This window comes from Rhodococcus marinonascens NBRC 14363 (assembly GCF_001894885.1).
Lineage (GTDB): Bacteria > Actinomycetota > Actinomycetes > Mycobacteriales > Mycobacteriaceae > Rhodococcus_F > Rhodococcus_F marinonascens.
In genome coordinates this window covers 1-18,569 of sequence record NZ_BCXB01000050.1, presented here as the reverse complement: position 1 = coordinate 18,569, position 18,569 = coordinate 1, and the positions used below count along the sequence as shown (strand labels likewise).

At 66.7% G+C, this 18,569-nt stretch carries 18 protein-coding genes and 1 pseudogene; 18 read left to right on the top strand and 1 reads right to left on the bottom strand.

The genetic code is table 11. The features are described 5' to 3' along the window. Window positions 1-601, bottom strand: a 601-nt coding sequence (locus tag RM2_RS21220) for a helix-turn-helix domain-containing protein (protein ID WP_072691488.1), incomplete at its 3' end; no start/stop codon positions are given. Between the two features lie 231 nt (window positions 602-832). Here RM2_RS21220 and RM2_RS21215 point away from each other — a divergent pair. The 18 genes and pseudogenes from RM2_RS21215 to RM2_RS21130 all read left to right on the top strand — a co-directional run. Then, the gene (locus tag RM2_RS21215; RefSeq protein WP_072691487.1) at window positions 833-2,446 is read left to right on the top strand and encodes a cutinase family protein; all 1,614 of its coding nucleotides are present in this window, start codon (window positions 833-835) and stop codon (window positions 2,444-2,446) included. Window positions 2,447-2,476: 30 nt separating this feature from the next. Then, window positions 2,477-3,595, top strand: a complete 1,119-nt coding sequence (locus RM2_RS21210; protein WP_072691486.1) for an insoluble domain protein — start codon at window positions 2,477-2,479, stop codon at window positions 3,593-3,595. A gap of 57 nt (window positions 3,596-3,652) precedes the next feature. Beyond that, window positions 3,653-4,804: a DUF8176 domain-containing protein gene (locus RM2_RS21205; RefSeq protein ID WP_072691485.1), complete on the top strand. Its 1,152-nt coding sequence runs from the start codon at window positions 3,653-3,655 to the stop codon at window positions 4,802-4,804. Further along, entirely contained in the window at window positions 4,801-5,583 is a 783-nt protein-coding gene (locus RM2_RS21200; RefSeq protein WP_072691484.1) for a hypothetical protein, read from the top strand. Before RM2_RS21205 ends, RM2_RS21200 begins: the two co-directional genes overlap by 4 nt. After that, window positions 5,580-6,134, top strand: a complete 555-nt coding sequence (locus RM2_RS21195) for a hypothetical protein (protein WP_072691483.1) — start codon at window positions 5,580-5,582, stop codon at window positions 6,132-6,134. The genes RM2_RS21200 and RM2_RS21195 overlap by 4 nt, the downstream gene beginning before the upstream one ends. A 20-nt stretch (window positions 6,135-6,154) precedes the next feature. Next, window positions 6,155-6,436: a hypothetical protein gene (locus RM2_RS21190; RefSeq protein ID WP_072691482.1), complete on the top strand. Its 282-nt coding sequence runs from the start codon at window positions 6,155-6,157 to the stop codon at window positions 6,434-6,436. Next, window positions 6,436-6,804, top strand: coding sequence for a hypothetical protein (locus RM2_RS21185; RefSeq protein ID WP_072691481.1), 369 nt, complete (start codon window positions 6,436-6,438; stop codon window positions 6,802-6,804). Before RM2_RS21190 ends, RM2_RS21185 begins: the two co-directional genes overlap by 1 nt. Then, window positions 6,804-7,421: a DUF8175 domain-containg protein gene (locus RM2_RS21180; RefSeq protein ID WP_072691480.1), complete on the top strand. Its 618-nt coding sequence runs from the start codon at window positions 6,804-6,806 to the stop codon at window positions 7,419-7,421. Before RM2_RS21185 ends, RM2_RS21180 begins: the two co-directional genes overlap by 1 nt. After that, entirely contained in the window at window positions 7,418-8,284 is an 867-nt protein-coding gene (locus tag RM2_RS21175; protein WP_072691479.1) for a DUF8175 domain-containg protein, read from the top strand. The genes RM2_RS21180 and RM2_RS21175 overlap by 4 nt, the downstream gene beginning before the upstream one ends. Further along, complete coding sequence (locus tag RM2_RS21170; protein WP_072691492.1) at window positions 8,275-9,768, top strand: TrbL/VirB6 family protein; 1,494 nt, start codon at window positions 8,275-8,277, stop codon at window positions 9,766-9,768. Before RM2_RS21175 ends, RM2_RS21170 begins: the two co-directional genes overlap by 10 nt. Then, window positions 9,765-11,252 (top strand): SCO6880 family protein, encoded by a 1,488-nt coding sequence (locus tag RM2_RS21165; protein WP_072691478.1) that lies wholly within the window; start codon window positions 9,765-9,767, stop codon window positions 11,250-11,252. Before RM2_RS21170 ends, RM2_RS21165 begins: the two co-directional genes overlap by 4 nt. A gap of 10 nt (window positions 11,253-11,262) precedes the next feature. After that, the gene (locus tag RM2_RS21160; RefSeq protein ID WP_072691477.1) at window positions 11,263-13,026 is read left to right on the top strand and encodes a putative type IV secretion/conjugal transfer ATPase; all 1,764 of its coding nucleotides are present in this window, start codon (window positions 11,263-11,265) and stop codon (window positions 13,024-13,026) included. Next, window positions 13,023-13,322 carry a hypothetical protein gene (locus tag RM2_RS21155; RefSeq protein ID WP_072691476.1) on the top strand — a complete coding sequence of 100 codons (300 nt, stop codon included), beginning with the start codon at window positions 13,023-13,025 and terminating at the stop codon, window positions 13,320-13,322. Before RM2_RS21160 ends, RM2_RS21155 begins: the two co-directional genes overlap by 4 nt. Further along, a pseudogene (locus RM2_RS21150) lies at window positions 13,322-14,540 on the top strand (peptidoglycan DD-metalloendopeptidase family protein). The gene RM2_RS21155 and the pseudogene RM2_RS21150 overlap by 1 nt, the downstream one beginning before the upstream one ends. Before the next feature lie 50 nt (window positions 14,541-14,590). After that, complete coding sequence (locus RM2_RS21145; RefSeq protein WP_245814079.1) at window positions 14,591-15,157, top strand: hypothetical protein; 567 nt, start codon at window positions 14,591-14,593, stop codon at window positions 15,155-15,157. Between the two features lie 20 nt (window positions 15,158-15,177). Next, window positions 15,178-17,190, top strand: coding sequence for a type IV secretory system conjugative DNA transfer family protein (locus RM2_RS21140; RefSeq protein ID WP_245814080.1), 2,013 nt, complete (start codon window positions 15,178-15,180; stop codon window positions 17,188-17,190). Further along, a complete protein-coding gene (locus tag RM2_RS21135; RefSeq protein WP_084721927.1) occupies window positions 17,190-17,762 on the top strand; it encodes a DUF4913 domain-containing protein in 573 nt (190 codons plus the stop codon). Before RM2_RS21140 ends, RM2_RS21135 begins: the two co-directional genes overlap by 1 nt. A 433-nt stretch (window positions 17,763-18,195) precedes the next feature. Next, on the top strand, window positions 18,196-18,569 hold a 374-nt coding region (locus RM2_RS21130; RefSeq protein WP_245814078.1), incomplete at its 3' end, for a YncE family protein.

The window sequence follows — 18,569 nt, the reverse complement described above, 5'->3', positions numbered from 1 at the left end:
GACCTGTCAGCCATCTCATATACAGCAAATCGAGTTCATCGGACTTGTCGGCCGGTACCGGCTTCCGATCCAGATAGTCGCCTATGAGCATCTCAACAAGGAAATCGTTCTTGTCTCTGTCTGCTCCGGCCTTCATCTCGAGCTGAGATATCACCCAAGATCGCAAGATTCGATCGACCAAGACGTCCAAGTCGGCGTTGACTGCTGCAAGTTCGTCCAGACCGAGCCTCTCAGCTATCCCCTCGTATCGTTTGGCGATGTTGGAGAGGTCACTGACCACCGCCAAGGACAGGGTGACCGAGTCCGTACCTGCGCCCACAGCACCACCGCCGGCAGATGTTGTCGACGTGGGGAGATCCTCGAGCGGTATGGGGTTTCCACCACGGAGCGCCTTCGCTGCGGATCCCTCTTTCCAACGAAGCCCGGCATCTAGGCGGCGCAGGGTCCGAGCGCTTGGCTGCTCGATCGCACCGTGCTCGATCTTTCCGGTCGTGACATCCGAGGGACCGCCGGTCTCAGAGAGCTGCTTGAGGGTGAGAGCAAGTTCCTTACGTCGGTCGGCCACCAGGTCACCGAAATGCACCAACTCGCTCTCCCTCATTTCGCTGACTCTACAGCGCAATTCCATGAGTATTTGACTACGGTCAACGCACCGAGCTGCGTGTTCGCTGAACATAAGCCTTCCCCGCTACTCCATCCGCCCAAAACCACTGACATTGTTTTTAGTTTGTTTTTCGTTTCTTTCTCTTATACTATTTGCATGTACTTGGTGGCACACGCAAGTTGGGGTTACTCGCCCCGCCAAGGACCAGGCGAAGGGGGAAGGAATCCGATGACTGCGAGTGTTCGGATAGATGGTGCACGCCGGAGCCGACGGCTCACTACTAACGCTCTGGCGTGCGCGGTAACGACGGCGGCGGTCTTGAGCGTGGGGGTTGTGCCGGCACACGCGCAACCGTCTTGGCTTGATCAGTTGGTGCAGGACTGCCCCAGCTTGTACGTCCTCGGGGCGCAGGGTACGGGCGAGTCGTCCCCCGATGCGCCGGTCAAGGCCGATACGGGGATGCTCTCGAATGTCATGTCGCCGTTGCTCGATCAGGCACGCCAGCTCGGGGTGAAGGTCGACCGCGCCTACGTGCCGTATCCGGCTGCTTTCGGGGGCGCGGTTCCCGGTGGCGGTAAGGAGTCGTACTCAGTGTCCGTTTCGGCTGCTGAGGAGAACTTGCAGGCTGCTGCGGAGAAGGTTTTGAGTTCGTGCCCGTCGACGAAACTCGCGGTGGTCGCCTACAGCCAGGGCGCGCACGCGGCGTCGGACTTCCTCGGGAGGGTCGGGCGCGGCAAGGTCTCCGGCGTCCCGGCGGCGTCCATTGCCTCGGCCGCGTTGTTTGCGTCCCCGACCCGCGCGGAAGGGTCCGGCATCTTCCCAGGCTCGCGGCGGACCGCTCCCTCTCCGGCCCCTGGAACGTCGGGTGCTGCGGTGAAAGCACTTCCCGCGGTGACGGTCACGGCGCCGACGGGTGCCGGTATCGGTCCGGCAGCCGATACCGCGACCAGCTTCGGATCGCTGACCGGCCGGGTGTCGATGTGGTGCCAGACCGGTGATCTCGCCTGCGATGCGCCTCCGGACGCTCCGCTTGCCCGGGCGGTGGCGAACGTCGCTGGTCAGGCCGAGGTCGGCGGCGATCCGTTCACCGCGGTCCGGACCATCGGCCTTTCCCTGGCATCGACGGCGTTCAACACCGTGGTCGATGTGATCAACGAGGACATCCAGGTCCCGAAGAACTCGCTCGCGAATTTGTCGATCTCGCCGAAGAAGACGTTGTCGCAGCGCTTGGCTGAGAGCTCGGATCCTCGGGCGACACCGCCGACCGGCCAGGAGGCGCTGTCCGCGCTGATGAAAGTCGGTTTGGTGGCCGTGAATTCGGTGGTCTCGATTGCGAAGAAGGTGATCACCCCGGAGACTATCGCCGCGGTTGCGGCCGTCGGCTTGGCCAATCCGGCTGCTGCGTTCGCGATCATCGCGGCGAAGACGGTGCACGCGGTGGTCAACCTCATCCCCCCGGCCACCACCCAGCGCGTGGTCAGGCAGACATTCACCCTGGTCAAGAACGAGGTCACCGCGAACAAGGACTTGTTCGACCTGGCGGCGTTGACAAAATATTCGAATATTCAGGCGTCGCACAGCTCCTACGGATCGTCTGCGGCCACCGCCACCGGGCTGGCACCGACGGCGTACGTGGCGAAAATGTTCTCCGCGGTCGCAGAGGACCTCGAGAGCGCCGCCCCGACGACGACGCGCTCGACCACACCCGCGACTGCCACGTCCCGCCCGACCACGTCGACGTCTGCCACGCCGTCTTCCACACAGCCGTCGTCTACACCGTCTTCTACGCCGGCGCCCTCTACATCCGTCGCCGCGCCGACGGAACCGTCACAGAACCTCTGACCCACTACTTCATCCACCGAAAGGAAACACATGGGTAAGCACCGCAAGCAGGCCAAAGCCATACGGGCCGCAGGAACCACCGCAGTCACCGCGGCGGTCATCGTCGCCGCGTGCGGCGGTGTCGCCTCCGCTGCTCCGGCACAGGACGGGGTCACCACGCCCGCCCCGCCGTCGCAGGGCGGGGTCACGACACCGGAGCCGTTGCCGACCTGGGTTCCGGTTCCGGTCGAATACCAGCAGGAAGCGAAGCCGCTCACCGGCTGGAACTACGACTCGAACGAGTACGTCGCCCCGGACACAGACAGTTATGTTGCTCCGATCGATTATTCGCGGCTTCACCTGCCGACCCGGCTCGAGGAGTTCACCGCGCCGATTCAGGCTCCGGAGGACAAGATCCGCATCGGCCGGTACGTCGCCGATCGCCCGAACTGGGTCAGCGAGGACACCGCGGCCCGCACGAATGGTCAGACTGCCGTGGTCGAGGCCCAGGTCACCGACTTCTGGCGCTCGACCGGGCTCGATGCCGATGAGGCGCAGCGTCTGTCGGCCGCGCAGCTCGGTGGCGGTGCAGCAGGAGCGGTGGCCGCCGCGACGGCGGCGGGTGTGCCCTCGGCCATCGTCGGTGGTCTCGTGGGCGGGACGATCGGCGGCACGAGCGCTGTCGGCCTCGCCGGTCCCGTCCTCACACCGCTCGGTGTCATCCCGGCAGGTGTGGTCGGTACCGCGGCGGGTGCTGGTATCGGCGCGGCGGTCGCCGGTATCCCGGCTGCGGTGGGCGGGGCTCTCGCGGGCGGTGCGGCCGGTGTCGTCACCGCCACCGTGTACGGCACCGGTGATCTGGGTGAGCCGCTCGAGGCCGTCATCCCGGGCATCGACCAGGCCGCCATCACCGCCCAGACCGAGGCGACCCTCGATCAGTGGGAGGCCAACCCGGTCGGCGCCGCTGCCGCGACCGCGGTCCGCGACATGGTTGCCTCCGCCCCGGTCGCCGCGCAGCAGGTCCGCGATGCGGTGTCCTCGCTGCCCGGTGGTGAAGGAGCTGTCGCCGCCTTCGACCAGGCCGTGACCGATTTCCAGGCGAACACGGCCGTTCCCGGTCTGCCGCTGGGCATGGTCGCCGACGCGATCGGTGCCGGCATCCAGGCGTGAGCCACTGGCGAGGGCAGGGAAGATTCCCTGCCCTCGCCTCCCAACTTCGGAGGATCAATGTCGACGGACAATCGCACGGACCAGCTGTTCCCGGATGTGGACGAGTATTACGGCAGCAACGCCGCCGTAAGCAACGGTGATGCGGACTTCCCTGTGCTGCAGGATCACTACGACACCGTCCCCGTCGATGAGGGCCACTGCGACGGCGTCGTGCTCCCGGTCGTGCAGGTGGAGCCCGTGCAGGTGGAGCCCGTGCAGGTGGACCCGGAGTCCCCAGCTGACGCGGTGGATGCCGACGACCGTGGCTCCGCCGAGACCGAACAGGTCCCGCCCATCTTCTACTTCGTCGGTCCGGATTCCGATCCGAACCCGCCGGTGGACACCGTCGCTCCGTCTCAGTCCGTGGAGACAGATTCCGGTGACCTGGCCGCCGAGTCCGATCCGTATGGGCACGGCCCGGATTGGGTTCGTGCTCACATCCCACGCGGTCCGCTCGCGGCCCCGGAGCCGGTTCGTCGTGGGCTGTCCGCGCCGTCACTCCGACGCCCGGTCAAGGCGACCACGGAGCGGGCCGGCGAATCTACCGACGTGAACGCGCCCGCACCGAAAGCTCCGAAGGCACCGAAAGCTCCGAAGGCACCGAAGGCACCGAAAGCAGCACCGAAGCGTTCCTCGGGCGGTGTCCCCGCGCCGGACAAGAAGGATCGGTGGGTCCTCCCCGCCGCCGCGGCGGTGCTGGTGGTCGCGGTCGGTGCCGCCGTCGTCGTGCTCGGTTCCTCTTCCGACGTCGGTGATGTCGCGGTTCCGCCGCTACCGGCCGCGGACACCGGTGCGGCCGAGGCGCCCTGGTGTGAGAGTTCGTCGACGGAGGGGAGGGTCGTCGGCCGCGGGCCGGGGGATCTGACCACCGGTCCGGGGCTGATCCAAGCCTTCGATCACGCCTACTACGTCGAACGCGATGCCGGGGTGGTGGCGTCGATGTATGTGACCCCCAACCCGGTCGGCCCGATCCAGGCGTCGATTGATTCCGCCGCCGACGCCGGCACCGAGCATTGCCTGACCATCGCGACCACCCCCGCCCCGAACGTGTTCGACGTCGAGCTGCTCCTGCGTACCGACGCCGGTGCGGAGGCCACCATCACCCAGCGCATCACGCTCGCCGAGACAGATTCAGGTCTGAAAATCGCCACCCTCGAGGAGATCCGATGAACAACGTCGTCGTCCCGCTCCGCCGGGTCCCGAAGATCGCTGACCCGGAAAAGGTGTCGGCAATGGTCGTCGCCGGTTCCGGTGGCGCATCGACCACCACGACCGCCTTCGGCCTGGCCACGGCTTTGCGGCTCGGTACCGGTGAAGAGGTCACCGCCGTCGATTCGACCACCGACGGCGGCAACCTGCTTGCCCGCAGCCGGTTCCGCGCTATCGACCCGGCCCGGTCGATCGAGGGCCTGAGCTCCCGGATGGCGGAAACGTCGTCGGGGATGGTCGTCGTCGGCAGCTCCCACCAGGACCGCCCCACGGATCCGGCGATGGTGGATCTGCTGCTCGAGAGCCGCAACAGTGCCCGCGTCTACGACGTCGGCACCGCCCTTCGCTCACAGCGACTCGCACCGCTGATCGAGTCCGGGGCAGTCCTCGTCGTCGTCGCACCGGCACGCTCGGAGCCACTGAGCCGCATGCGGGAGGCGATGACCTGGCTGATCGCCACCTACGGTGCGGACACCTTGGAAGAGACGATTGTCGTCGTCTCCCATCAGATGCCGACCTCCCCGGTCGATCTGGCACCGATCCGGGACGCGTTGACACCTCGGGTCGCCGGGTTCGTCGAAATTCCCTTCGACCCCGAACTGGCCCGCCCCGGGGTCCTCGACCACCGCAGATTGTCGGCGGCCACCCTCGACGCCTGGACCGATGCCCTCGACGTCCTCGGCACCCGCGTGCCCCCCACCGCCGACCGCTTCGACGCTGAAACCGAGGCGAGGGCATGAGCGCCGGGATGACTCACCCCACCCTGATCCCGGTCGACCGGCCGGGGCCGGCGGTGTGGCTCCTCGGCGCGCACGGCGGCGCCGGGGTGTCCACCCTGGCCCACTACCTCGGATTCGTCGGGGACAGCGACCGGAAGTGGCCGTGCGGCAACGACGTCGAGAACGAATCCCCCTACGTGCTGCTGGTCGCCCGGGAGACCACCGACGGGCTGAGGAAGGCGCACGCGCTGATCACCGAGCACCGCGAGCGCAGCCTCGAGTGTGAGCTTCTCGGGCTGATCACCGTCGCCGGCGCCCCGACCCTCGACAAGAGCGTGCGCCAGTACCGCGACGTCGTGACCTCGGCTGCGGAGGCTCATTGGCGTATCGAGTGGCACAAGTTCCTCGCCGCCGCCGCCCTACCCGCACTTCCCCGGTGGCACCCGCAGGGCGGTGTGCCCGAACAGACCAAGGGAACCCGCGCCGCGGTTCCCACCGATGTGATCGCTGCCGGTATCGGCATCGTCACTGCTATCCAGCGTGCCCTGCCGCATCTGCGGTCCGGGCACTGAACCCCTTCGAAAGGACACTCATGCTCCACACCATTGCTGACACCGCGATCCTCGCCGTGGAATTCGACGTCACCCCGGAACTCCCGCCCGGCGCGAGCGGCATTTTGCGGCTGCTGAATTGGCTTCTCTGGTTCGTTCTCCTCGCCTGCGTTGCTGCGGTGATCTTCTCCGGCGGCAAATTCGCCTGGGAGAAGTGGTCACGGGGTGAGTCCGGTGCTGTGACCATGCTTATCGGCTCACTGGTGGGTGCGATCATCGCCGGGTCCGCGACCACGATCCTCAACGCCGTCACCGCCGCCTGATGGCCGTTGCCGGCCCGGCGGCGGTGCTTGCGGCGGTGGAGCTGCCCGACTACATCACCTCCGACATCAACCTCGCGTTGAGCTGGATCGCGGGCATCGCGGGGGCTGTGTGCGTCGCGAAGATCATGTTCGTCGGCGCCCGGATGGCGTGGGATCACAAGCACACTGCCGGTCTGGAGTCGCCCACGTCGGCCGAGTTCGTCGCGGCCGTCTTCGGGTGGATCCTCGCGTCCGGCGCAGCCATCACCGCCGCGGTGATTCTCATCGACGCCGGCCGGATCCCCGAGAACTCCGTTCCCGCACCGGACAACCCCAGCCTCGTCACCGAAATCGAACAGAAATTTCCCCCACTCGAGCAGGAGCAGTAATGCGTGTACTCGCGTGTATGTCGGTCGCTACCGCGGCCCTGGTGTTGGCGGGGTGCGGCGGATCATCCGACGACCCGGCCGATGCCCCCACCGTGTCGTTGACCGCGGCCCCGGAGATCGAAAGCTGGTCGAGCATGAACGGTGTGCTGGTGCCGCTCGGGAAGACCGACGGCCCCAAGAGCGGTTTATGGGAGCCGCTGACCGGGTTCTCCCACACCCCGCAGGGTGCGGCGCTCGCCGCGATCGGTCAATCCGTGCAGCTCGCCACCGCCTCGGATCAGTCCTGGTCGAAGGTGCTCTCCGTCGTCGCCGCGTCGGGGGAGGGGCGCGACGCGTTCGCCGCGAACCGTGCCCTGATCACCACGACCGGATCGGTCGACGACGCCGTCGTTCCCGCCGTCGTCGGCTACACGTTCGCCGGCTACGACGACACCGCGGCCGCCGTCGACATCGTTCAGCGTTTCCCGGACGAGTCCCTGGCCTCGACACGCACCACCGTGGTCTGGGTGGAATCCGATTGGAAGCTCGACCTCCCCACCGCGGAGACCGCGATCGGGGCAACGGAACTGGCGGAGCTTCCCGCGGACATGGTCGATCTGGAAGGAACCCGCAAGTGAGCGAACCCCGCACCGACACCCCACCACCGGCACCGGCACCGGCCGTCGAATCGGCTGTCGCATCCGGTAGGGACAACGCCACCCGGCTGCTGATGGGTGGGTCGATCCTCGGAGTGATCCTCATCGCCGCGCTGATCGTCAGCATTGTCATCGCGTTCCGCGGGGACGACGGGCCACTCGTCCCGGCCGGTGATCAAGGATCGGATGCGACTACAGCATCCGATCCGGTCCTGTTCGAACTGGATCCGTTCTTCGACGAGCACGGCCGCGTCGTCTACGCCCCCCTGAACGAAAACGGTGTGCTGCTCGAGCAATCCGCACCGGCGACGGGGCGTGCGGCGACAACCGCCCCGTCCGGAATCATGCTCCAACAGGTCCACGGAAACATGTACCTGCCGTTCTCCACCTCCGACGGACCCACCGCGTTCACCGACACCGGGGTGGCGACCGGCTTCGCTCGCACCCCGCAGGGCGCGGGATTGGCCGCCGTGCACTACTCGGCCTACCGCGCCACCGGCAACAACCGGATCCGGATGATTCAGGATGTGGGACTGGTCGACGACCCGCACAAGGTCCTCCCCAACGTCCTCGCACGCAATTCCTCCGACCAGCCGGGAGCTGTGCCGGACAGCTTCCCTGCCCGTGTCCTGCAGATGATCAAGGTGAACTACACCGACGATCTGGCCCGAGTACATCTCGGGGCGTCGGTGGCCCTCAAGTCCGGCCGCACACAGAACCGCGATATGTGGTTCGACCTGGTCTGGCGTGAGGGAACCGGGTGGGTCCTCAAGATTCCCGCCGAGGAGACCCCGGACGCCGAGGTTGTTAAGGATTTCGCGGACGGGTGGACCTCATGGTGGTGACTCGTACCGCGGCAGGATGGAAACGTCTCCTACTCGTGTGCCTGTTGTCGTGTGCTTCATTGATCACCGCTGCCCCTTCCGCACTGGCGCAGGAAGATCCCGCGGTAGTCGAGAGCACGCAAGACGAGGACCCCTCCCTGATCGAGAGCCTCGCCGGCTGCGCCCTCAATGTGAGCTCTGGTGCCGGTCTCCTCGTTGATGTATTCGCCAACGACGCCGGGGCCGATTCGCCGGGCTGCGGTGACGTCGCTTCTGCCGTGATCGACGCCCCGGCAACGTATGTCAAGAATGCGGCGTCGGGGGCGTTCGAGGCTGTCGGGTTGAGCTTCGGTGACGCCGGCGTGTCAGTGCTCAAGTTCGCTCTCGGCTGGTGGATCACGATTCCCGGCCAGGACGAAAACTCGTTCATGAACACGCTCGGGGAAATCACGCAGTACACGTACTGGCTTCAGGTCGCGTTCTTGACCGTGTCGTTGATGTTCCTCGGCATCCGGTTGATGATGGCCCGGTCAGGCGCCATTCGTGACGTCTCCACCGAAGGCTTTCAGCAGCTAGCGAGGGCGACGGTGCTGTCCGGGTCGATCGGGTTCATCGTCGTTTTGGGCACCCGGCTCTCGGACAACGTGTCTCGCTGGTTCATCGAGGGCACGGTGGGGGCGGATCCGGATGCGCTGGTGGAAGCGATGATCCAGATCGGGCTTTACGCCACCCCGGGCGGTGTCGCGCTGCTCTTCGTGATCGGGATCATCGGCATCCTCGGCGGCTTGATGATGGCGTTTCTGCTGCTGATGAGGATGGGGCTGCTCGTCGTCATCGCCGCCGCACTCCCGATCGCCGGTGCGGCAGGCGGCACCAAAATCGGGTCGCAGGCATACGAAAAAATGATCGCCTGGACCATCGCGTTCCTGCTGTTCAAGCCGGTCGGATCGTTCGTGATCGGGGTGGCCGCAATGCTGTTCCTCCAGTCCGCGCCCTCCAGTGACGACAACGGCGGCGCATTGACCGCCGTCGTCGGGGCGCTCCTGCTGTGCTCGGCGGCACTGGTCCTGCCATCGCTGATGCGGTTGATCGTCCCCGCCGTCGGCGCGGTCGGCGGCGGCGGCAGCGGTGTCGCTGCCGCCGCCGGTGCGGCCGCGGTCGGTGCGAAGGTCGGCGGCATGGTCGCCACCGGCGGCGCATCCGCCGGCGCCGGGGCGGCATCAGGGGCTACGTCGGGCATGAGCTCGATGGGTGCCGGTTCCTCGTCCATGGCCACCGGGGCGTCGGCGAGTGCACCAGCAAGTTTCGGCACCGCCGGCCAGGGCGGTGCCGCGGGCGGGGCGGACGGCACACCATCCGGCGGAAACGCGGCGGGCGGGGCGGACGGCACCCCATCCGGCCAGGGCGGCGCACCAGGCGGCGCCGGTGGGTCAGGCGATCACGAGGCATCTGCTGACGGAATGGTCGGGGCGATGCCGGCGAGCAACGGGGGGTTCGAGGGATGAGTAGCAGCACCGAGTACCGCATGTACGGCAACTGGCGTCGGCCCCGGTCGACGGGCATGGCGGGGGCGACGTTCGGGACCACGATGCTCGGCATCGGCGCAGTCATTGTCCTGGTGTTGCTGAGTTTGGTCATTGGATTCTTCCCGGCCATGGTGTTGGGCGTTTTCACCGCGCTTGCCTTCGTGCCGTTGGTGATCGAAAGAGACGGACGATCCGGATATGAAAGGGCACTTCTGATGGTTCAGTGGCGACGGGCACACAAGCGCGGAGAGCACATCTACAGTTCGGGGACGTTTTCGCGGATCCCCGGCGGGCGGTACCGGATGCCGGGGGTGTTGGCGGACACCGAGATCTACGAAGGGATCGACGCCCACAACCGGCCCTTCGGAATGATTCACATGCCGCAGGTCGACGCATACACGATCGTCCTCGACGCGCACCCGCAGGGCAGCGAGAACTTCGATCAGGACGTGCTCGATCAGGCGGTCGGCAACTGGTCGCAGATGCTGACCGCGATGGGGGAGACCTCGGACATTGTCGCGCTGGTCGCGGTGATCGAGACCCTGCCGAACACGGGCGTCGAACTGTACGAAACCGTGTCGCAGAAGGTGCGAGCTGATGCCCCACAGCTGGCCCGCGATGCGATGCACCAGCTGGCGACCGGGTTGACCACCGGTGGTGTCCGTGTCGGTGCGCGGATCGCGATCACGTTCAAAGCTCAGACCGCCGAACGCAAGAAGGATCCGTCCGAGCAGGCCGTCGAAATCGCCCGCCGCCTGCCTGCCATCACCAATGCTGCTGCCCGGGCTGGTGTTCCGGCTACACCGATGAGCGCCGACGAGATCATGGGGACGGTGCGGCGCTCGGTTGATCCGTCGTCGCTGGTCAATATCGAACGGGCCTTGTTCTCCGGTGAGGGCACCGGCCTGGAGTGGGCGGACTGCGGTCCGCGCACCCAGATCGAGGAGAAGGACCGCCTGGTCCACGACGGGGCGATCTCGGTGACCTGGGAGATGCGTCAGGCACCCAAGAGCGCGATCCACGAGACCGTCCTCAAACGGCTCCTCGACCCGAACTCGGCGCTGCCGATCAAAAGGGTGGCAATCATCTACCGGCCGCACACGGCCGCCGACGCCACCGACCTCGTCAACAAAGACCACCGCGACGCGCTGGCAGCCCTCAGTTCCGGTCGGGGCATCGCGACGGCGAAAGCCAAGCTGGAAGTGGCTGCGACGGAACAGAGCCGCACCGAAGTCGCCCGTGGACACGGTCTGACCCGATTCGGGCTTCTCATCACCGTCACCCAGCCGGCCGGGAGCGCGGACATTCCCCGCGTCGACGCGCTGGTGCGGGATCTTTCCCTCCAGAGCCAGCTACAGCTTCGCCGGTCGTTCTGCTGGCAGGCCCCCGCGTTCTGGTCCTCGCTCGGTGTCGGGGTCATCCCGCCCGAGCACACGTCGATCCCCTCGTTCCTGAGCAGCTAAGGAGAACACCGTGGCCAAGAACAAGACCAAGTCCGCACCCCCGGCGGCGAAGATCCGGGTCCTCTCCGACGTCGACCTGGCGCTTCTCGAGGCCAGGGAAGCAGCCGCGACCGGCCAGATCCGCAAAGCGTGGCTCTCGTCCCTGGTCAAACGGCAGTATGCCCGGCGGGCGACGATCGCCGCGAACGAGCGTGCCCGCTCCGACCGGTCCGACCGTACGGTCCACGACCTCGACGAACGCGGGTTCACGGGGCCTGGTGGGGGCCGAATGGGCACCGTGATGCCGCCGGCCGAGTACCGGGGCACCACCGTGCAGGTGGCCGGGCTGTATCCGTGGTCCGTCGGCGCTCATGCCCCGCTCCTGGGAACACCGTTGGGTCTGCATCTGGCGACCGGCGCCCCGGTGTGCTTCGACCCGCTCTCGGCGAAGGAAGCGAAAGCAATCACCGCCCCCGCGTGCTTCATCATCGCGCTCAACGGGTTCGGCAAGTCGACGTTGCTGCGCCGCATCGCCCTCGGAGACATCGCCGCGGGTGTCCGGGTGCTGTGGCCCGGTGATGTCAAACCCGACGGCCGGAAACTGACAGAGGCCGTGGGAGGTCAGGTCAACGAGGTCGGCTACGGCGGTATCGGGCGGCTCAACCCCCTCGATCCGGGTCCGATCGGTGCGGCGATCGAGCAGCTCACCGATCCACTGATGCGCCAGCAAACGTCGTATGCCCTGCATGCCCGCCAGGTCAACATCGTGGCCGCGTTGTGCGAGATCGTGCGGCGCGGGGAACTCCTGGACTTCGAACAGACGTTGCTCGCGTCGGCGATTCGCCTGCTCTACACCCCGGTCGCCGACGGTGGCGCCGGGTTCGGACTGGATCAGCCCGCGATCCTCGATGATCTGATCGAGCTGTTGACCTCGAGCAATCCGGAACTGCTCGAGGACGCGGTCGCCGAAAACGCCGCGGAGTACTTCGCCGCGATCAAGGGGCTGCGGCGGACGCTGCGGGCGCTGGTGAAGGGCCGTTTCGGTGAGGTCTTCAACGGGGCCTCGACGGTGCGGATCGACGTGAACGCACCGTCGATGTGCCTGGACATGTCCAGTGTCCCGCAGGACGACGCGATGATGCGGTCCGCGGTGCTGCTGACCGGGTGGAACGAGGCATTCGCGGCGATCGAGGCCGCGCACGTCCTCGCGGACGCCGGCCTGGGGCCGAACCTGGCCTTCCACGTCCTGATGGACGAGCTGTGGCAGGTGCTCCAGAGCGGGCAGATGATGGTCGGCCGGATCGACGCCCTGGTGCGGTTGCAGCGCGCGCTCGGTGTGGGGATCACGTTCGTGACCCACTCGATCGCCGAGCTCGACAAGGCCGGTGCTCTGGGCCTGCTCGAACGGTCCCGTGCCCGCATCGTCGGCCCGGTGCCCGAGGCGGAGCTGGTGCGGCTCGAGAAGGTCATTCAGTTCTCTCAGACCGAGAAAACCATGCTCACGAACTGGTCGAACGACGCCGACCTGAATTCCCCGATCGACCAGAAAACCGCGCGGCGCCGCAAAGCCGCGGAGAAGGCCGGGGTCGGGCCGGGATCGAAGCAGCAGACCATCGCAGATCCGGTGGCGGCCGGGACCGGCCAGTTCCTCCTCAAGCTCGGCGAGGGGAACCGGCCCGGAACACCGTTCAAGGTGTGGGTTCCCCCGGTCGAACGTGAATCCGGGATCCACAACACCGATGAACGGTTGGATGCGGCCACCAAGGATCGAGAGAATGCGGGGGTCGCCGCATGAGCACTCCCCGCACTCGCCGCAGGTACCGCATCGTCGACGATCAGGCGAAGGACGATGCGGTGGCCACCGCCATCAAGTCCATCGAGGCCGGGACCTCGTTCACCGCGGCCTGCGCCGCCGTGGCCACACAGCTCGACGTGTCCGCAACCGCGGTGCGCGCGTGGGTCAATGCGTCGGGCCTGCGCCCCCAACCGTCCTGGGATGTCGTGAGCCGGCTGCGCGCCGATCTCGCGGCCGCCACCGAACTCAATCGGCGCCTGCTGGGCCGGCCGGGCTCGATGGGCTCGGCCCGGTAATGGAATCGAAGAACAGCTCACTACTGGTCGTCGTCCTCGCCGTGGCGGTTGGCATCCCGATGTCGCTGATCATCCTGTTGGCCATCTTGTTCCAGGACGAACAAGACCGGGCCGTGGCCACGGACTGCGCCGGCGGCAGTGGCAGCGGCGCGATCGGCGGGGACATGCTCGCCCCGCCGGGCTCGTTCATCAAACCGGTCGATCCGTCCCTGGTGAGCTTCACCTCCGGGTTCGGCGAACGCTGGGGCGAGGAGCACCAGGGCATCGACTTGGCCGGCCCGATCGGGACACCGATCTACGCGGCCGCCGACGGCACTGTCGTCGATGCAGGTCCGGCGTCGGGCTTCGGCCAGTGGGTTGTTCTCGACCACGTCCTCGGCGGTCAACTTTTCTCCACCGTCTACGGTCACATCGACACCTACCTGGTCGATGTGGGCCAGCAGGTGCGGGCCGGTCAGCAGATCGCCACGATCGGTAACCGGGGTGAATCGACCGGGCCTCACCTGCACTGGGAAACGTGGCCTGGTGGGCGGGTCGGCGGGTCCGCGGTGGATCCGACACCGCAGTACGACACAGCCCCCGCCCCCGGACAGACACCGGACGCACCGGACGCACCCGCTCTGTCCGACCCCGACGTCGCCGATCTGGCGCAGGCACCCCTGGTCTCGGCCGGAGCGGCCGCGGACTGCACCACCGCCGGTGGGGGCGTGGGCGATGCCCTCGCCGCAGGATCGGTGCCACCGGAGTTCGCACCGTGGATTTCGCAGGCCGGCGGCCTCTGCCCGCAGATCACCCCCTCGCTGCTGGCCGCGCAGCTCCAGGCGGAGAACGGGTTCCGGTACGGCGACGACGCCCCCGTGTCCTATGCCGGTGCCGGTGGTCCCGCACAGTTCATGCCCGCAACATGGGCCAGCTACGGCGCCGACTACGACGGTGACGGCACTGTCGACATCAACAGCATCGGAGACGCCGTGATCGCCCAGGGCCACTACATGTGCTCGATCGCAGGCCAGGTCGACGCCTGGATCGCCGACGGATCCGTGACCGCACCGAACGGCCCCACCGAGTTGTATCTGGCCGGGTACAACGCCCGGTGAGGGCGCCGTGCTGCAATCCGGGGGCTTCCCGACCGGACACCCCGACTACCGCACCCAGACCCGCCCGTACGCGGACAAGATCCTCACGAATGAAGTGCGGTACCGGGCCATCAATGACTGACACTCCTCAAACTATCTCGATATAGAGACCTCTTCAAGTAGAGTAATCAAATGATCAGAAAGGTTGCCATGCGTTTTTCGACGAGACTCCTGATCTCAGGTGTCCTGTCCGTGGGGGTGGTGTTGGCGGGCTGCTCTTCGCCGGAAACCGGCAGTGAGCATGTGGGCAGTGACGATCATGTTCGGATCGACCCCCTGGATCCGACGCAGCTGGGCGCCGAGGACACGGCTACGACCGCGATGGGGGCGATCCTGTCGTGGCAGCCCGCCGTCGACGAGAGCAAGTCCGACGCCCTGCGCCGTGCCCGCCCGTGGCTGGGTGGGGATTTGGCGGTCGCCGTCGACCAAGCCACCGGCCCGGCGCCCACGCTGCGACCGGATCAGGAGTGGTTGGCGTGGCGGGAGTCCGGTGCCGCTGTGTCCGCCTCGTGCACGAGGGCGGACAGCACCCCGGCCGCACCGGAAGGAATGCGGACCGTCGTCATCGACGTGACCTGCACACAGACGGTGCTCCACGCAGCCGGGTCGAGCACACCGCGTGCACCCGAAACCTGGCGCACCACCGCCACCCGCACCGACGACGGGTGGCGGCTGACCGGGTTCCGATACCAGCAGTAAGGAGTTCGAGCGTGTCTCAGATGCGGCAACAGCGTCCCCCGGTCAGCGAGGACAAGGATATGAAGGCCCTCAAAGTGCTTGCGGCAGCGATCCCGGCCTCCTTCCTGCCGGTTTTCGCCTACAACCTCGGCGCCGGCCAGGACCCGGTGTGGCATCCGGTCGGGTTGCTACTCGAGATCTTTCGCGGAAAGCGGGAGTGGACTTCGACGGCGACCGGTGTCCTCATCGCCGAAATCGTCGTCCTCGCCGCGGCCGCGATCGGCGTTTTGTGGGCGGTGAAGAAGACCCTCGGCAGCGCCAAAGTCCAGGAGAAACGCTCGGAGCAGCGGATCGACCAGTACGCGGCCACGATGACCGACCCCCGCGACGTCGAACACACCGACCCGAAGGCACTGGCCACCCAAACCCGCCGCCTGGCCCCGGCGATCAGTGACACCCATCCCGGTCACGCCGGCATCGTCATGGGCCGCACCGTGAAAAGGAATCGCGAGCTGCGGATGTCGTGGGAGTGGGTGGCTATCGCGATCGCGGGTTCGCGGATGGGAAAGTCGGCGACCCTGGCGATTCCGGCGATGTGCTACGCACCCGGGTTCCTCCTGGGAACCTCCAACAAACCCGACATCTACACCCACACCCTGTACCTGCGTAAGCAGATGGGCCGGGTGTGGCTGTTCGACCTGCAAGGGGTGACCACCGGTGATCGGCGGGAGCGGCCGAGTTTCTGGTTCAACCCGCTGCGCGGTGTCGACGATCTCCCGTCGGCGCGGGTGGTGTGCGACTACTTCATCTCCGCCGCCACCGACGACAACGCCCGCGTCGACGCCTACTTCGACGGTGCCGCCCGCGACCTGTTCGGGTCTTATGTCCTCGCTGCCGCGCTGGTCGGCGGCGATCTGCGTCATGTCGTGGACTGGCTGCGTGAAACACAGTCCCAGATTCCCGTCCAGGTGCTGGCCCAGAACGGGTACCCGGACCTGGCGGCCACGATGCAGGGCAAGCAGAACGTCAACGCCAAACAGCGCGACGGCTTCTACGACATGGCCCGCCGGTTCCTCGCACCAATCGACGAGCCCCGCTACGAAGAAACGGTCCTGCCGAACATCAGGTACACGATCGGGACCGGCGGCGACGGCCGTATCACCCTCGCCCGGGGCCGCAAGGTCCACGACCTGCCCGAACTCGACGTCGAGCAGGTCGTCCGCAGCACCGACACCGTCTACGCCATGAGCAAGAACGGCCCCGGGTCCGCATCGGCGATCACCACCGCACTGGTCGGGGCGATCGGTGACGCCGCCCTCGAATACGGTGCCCAGCACACCAGTGGGCGCCTGCCGATCCCGGCGGTCATGGTCCTCGACGAGGCCGCGAACATCTGCAAATTGCAGCAACTCCCCGACTGGTACTCCCACTTCGGCTCCCGCGGCATCGTGTTGATCACCATCTTGCAGTCGCCGTCGCAAGCGAAGAAAGTATGGGGCGAAACGAACTTCGCGGTCATGCTCGATGCCTGCAACATGCTCTGGTACGGCGGCAACGTCCAAGACCGCGAATTTTTGGCCGCACTGTCCGACGAGATCGGTGACCACCACGTGCAAACCGAATCCCGCAGCCGGGACGACGGCATCCTGGGCGGTGGGCAATCCACGGTCAGCACGTCGTGGCAGAGGGAGAAGATCCTCACCGTCGACGAGCTCAAGGCACTCCCACAGCGGAGGGCGATCGTCACGATGGGTGGGGCCAAACCGTTGCTGGTCAGGAAAAACTTCTGGGGCGATACACCCTTCGCCGACGACATCACACGGTCACTCACCGAATGCGCCGCCGACACCGACCGGATCGAGCAGAAAGCACTCCCGCTCGGGATCTCCGACCAATCGGCGGCGCAGGACGTCACCGGCCCGATACCCCGGATCGACACCCCCACTGACGACAAGCCCGGCGCAGCCCCCACCCACCAGGTCGCCGCACCGGCTCCCGGCCGCAGCCTCGACGACATCTTCGACTCCGAATTCTTCGCGGAAGGAACACACTGATGGAGCTCGACACGGTCGATAACACCTGGCACACCGCCGACGAAACCGGGTACCAGAACCCGGATGACTACGACCCCACCGCCGACGACGACGAGAACGACCCCACCATCGGCGACGAGGACCCGACCCTCGACCCCGACGAGGACGACGAATCCGCTGTGGCCGACATCGACACCGACAGCGAAGACGACGAGGGCAGCAAGGTCGAACCGATGTACGGCAGCGTCGTCGAGTGGGCCGAAGACTTCTTCACCCAGGTCATCCGCCGCCGCTTGGGTGCCGGAGGCGGCGAAGGCGGATTGGCCTGGGACGAACGCTGGTGGCTCTACCCCGAGGTCGCCGGCCGACTCACAGCCCTTTGGTACGCGTGGGAGGAAGCACGTGTCTCCGACAAGGCATCCGCAATGTCCTCCTGGTGGATCCACCACCTCGAGCCACACCTGCGGGTGATCCTGGACGGCGAAACCGGTCCGATGGCCCACGCGAAACCTGACGGCTCGTTCTCCGGGTGGCCCGCCCTCCCACTCCAGCCCGTACCCGCGGAACTGCTCACCGCCATTGTCGAAGACTGAACACGAAACACAGAGTGCCCGCCCGCAGCGATGACTGAGCACCGACGGTGTCGTAGCCTCGGCTCGTTGTGCCTCGACTTCGGCTCGTTGACGGGCAGCGGCTCGGGCGCGGGCAGCGTCTTCAGCTGACACCCACACCGGAGAGGCGGCAGACCACCCCAGCACATGTGCGGGGCACCGCACGGGTGCTGGGTGCTCGATCAGGCCTCGTAATGGTCTAGTGGCCGTGAGTGCTTCGGCGAGTCCTGGGTCGACATCGGGATTTCGGTTGTTAGCCTCTCCTGGGCTGGTGTTCGGGATTCTTCGGCCGGACATTCTCACTGCAGGGTTGATCCGTTTTGTTCCTCTGAGGCAGGAGAAAAATGTGAATCACCACAGGAATTTCCGCGGGTATCCCACGGGCGGGGGTCGCGCCCGACGTCTGATACTCGGGGTGACAGCTGTTTTCGCGATGGTGTTGGGTATGGCCGGGGTGGGGGCAGCGGCAGCGGCAGCGGATACTGTCATCGCCACCGTCCCGGTCGGGGAATCCCCGGAAGGGGTGGCGATCACCCCGGACGGGTCCTTCGTCTATGTCCCCAACGATGGTGACGGCACGGTGTCGGTGATCGACACCGGCACCAACACCGAAGTCGATACCGTGACGGTCGGGAACAACCCGCGCGGGGTGGCGATCACCCCGGACGGGTCCTTCGTCTATGTCACCAACGATGGCGACGGCACGGTGTCGGTGATCGACACGGGCACCAACGCCGAGGTCGATACCGTGACGGTCGGGGACTCCCCGAACGGGGTGGCGATCACCCC

Excerpts from the sequence above, each read along its gene's own strand:
- RM2_RS21165 (WP_072691478.1), top strand. The coding sequence starts at position 9,765 with ATGAGTAGCAGCACCGAGTACCGCATGTACGGCAACTGGCGTCGGCCC.
- RM2_RS21135 (WP_084721927.1), top strand. The coding sequence starts at position 17,190 with ATGGAGCTCGACACGGTCGATAACACCTGGCACACCGCCGACGAAACC.
- RM2_RS21140 (WP_245814080.1), top strand. The coding sequence starts at position 15,178 with ATGCGGCAACAGCGTCCCCCGGTCAGCGAGGACAAGGATATGAAGGCC.
- RM2_RS21210 (WP_072691486.1), top strand. The coding sequence starts at position 2,477 with ATGGGTAAGCACCGCAAGCAGGCCAAAGCCATACGGGCCGCAGGAACC.
- RM2_RS21180 (WP_072691480.1), top strand. The coding sequence starts at position 6,804 with ATGCGTGTACTCGCGTGTATGTCGGTCGCTACCGCGGCCCTGGTGTTG.
- RM2_RS21195 (WP_072691483.1), top strand. The coding sequence starts at position 5,580 with ATGAGCGCCGGGATGACTCACCCCACCCTGATCCCGGTCGACCGGCCG.
- RM2_RS21185 (WP_072691481.1), top strand. The coding sequence starts at position 6,436 with ATGGCCGTTGCCGGCCCGGCGGCGGTGCTTGCGGCGGTGGAGCTGCCC.
- RM2_RS21170 (WP_072691492.1), top strand. The coding sequence starts at position 8,275 with ATGGTGGTGACTCGTACCGCGGCAGGATGGAAACGTCTCCTACTCGTG.
- RM2_RS21190 (WP_072691482.1), top strand. The coding sequence starts at position 6,155 with ATGCTCCACACCATTGCTGACACCGCGATCCTCGCCGTGGAATTCGAC.
- RM2_RS21155 (WP_072691476.1), top strand. The coding sequence starts at position 13,023 with ATGAGCACTCCCCGCACTCGCCGCAGGTACCGCATCGTCGACGATCAG.
- RM2_RS21215 (WP_072691487.1), top strand. The coding sequence starts at position 833 with ATGACTGCGAGTGTTCGGATAGATGGTGCACGCCGGAGCCGACGGCTC.
- RM2_RS21205 (WP_072691485.1), top strand. The coding sequence starts at position 3,653 with ATGTCGACGGACAATCGCACGGACCAGCTGTTCCCGGATGTGGACGAG.
- RM2_RS21145 (WP_245814079.1), top strand. The coding sequence starts at position 14,591 with ATGATCAGAAAGGTTGCCATGCGTTTTTCGACGAGACTCCTGATCTCA.
- RM2_RS21200 (WP_072691484.1), top strand. The coding sequence starts at position 4,801 with ATGAACAACGTCGTCGTCCCGCTCCGCCGGGTCCCGAAGATCGCTGAC.